The sequence below is a fragment of the Sphingomonas endophytica genome (genome assembly GCF_001476895.1).
GTDB lineage: Bacteria > Pseudomonadota > Alphaproteobacteria > Sphingomonadales > Sphingomonadaceae > Sphingomonas > Sphingomonas endophytica_A.
Genome location: NZ_LDTB01000111.1, coordinates 1 through 641 on the forward strand (window position 1 = coordinate 1; position 641 = coordinate 641).

Here is a 641-nt window from a genome sequence, read left to right on the forward strand (position 1 = left end):
GTCTCGACCAAGCTCAACCGCAGCCATTTGGTCCACGGTCGCAATGCCCTGATCCTGCCGTGCCTCGGACGCACCGAAATCGACATTCAGGCGGGCGGGCCGCAGTCGATCACCGTGGAAGACTCCATGTCCATGGTGCACGCCTCCGGCGGACGCAACAAGCCTGCGTCGGAACATCTGCGCAGCGAGGTGGCGATCATCGCCGGCATGGCGAAGGCGACGCTCGGCGATCGCACGGTGGTCGATTGGGACGGCTTTGCCGCCGACTATGACCTGATCCGCGAGGCGATCGAAGCCGTCTTTCCGATTTTTCAGGGCTACAACGCCCGTATCCGGATTCCCGGCGGCTTTCATCTCAACTCGACGGCGCGCGAGCGCATCTGGGCGACGCCGTCCGGAAAGGCGAACTTCCTGGTCTTCGAAGGCTGCGGCGAGGATCCCCCACAGAGCGACCCGGAGTTCCTGTGGCTCAGCACGATCCGAAGCCATGACCAGTACAACACCACGATCTACGGCCTGAACGACCGCTATCGCGGCGTGTTCGGCCGGCGCGACGTGCTGTTCGCGAACGAGGCCGACCTCTCCGCGCGCGGCCTCGCCCATGGCGATCTCGTCGAGATCGAGACCGCGCTGCCCTCGGG

1 protein-coding gene is annotated in these 641 nt (G+C 65.2%); it reads left to right on the forward strand.

The features are described 5' to 3' along the window. Window positions 1-641, forward strand: a 641-nt coding sequence (locus NS334_RS16200) for a molybdopterin dinucleotide binding domain-containing protein (RefSeq protein WP_275044694.1), incomplete at both ends; no start/stop codon positions are given.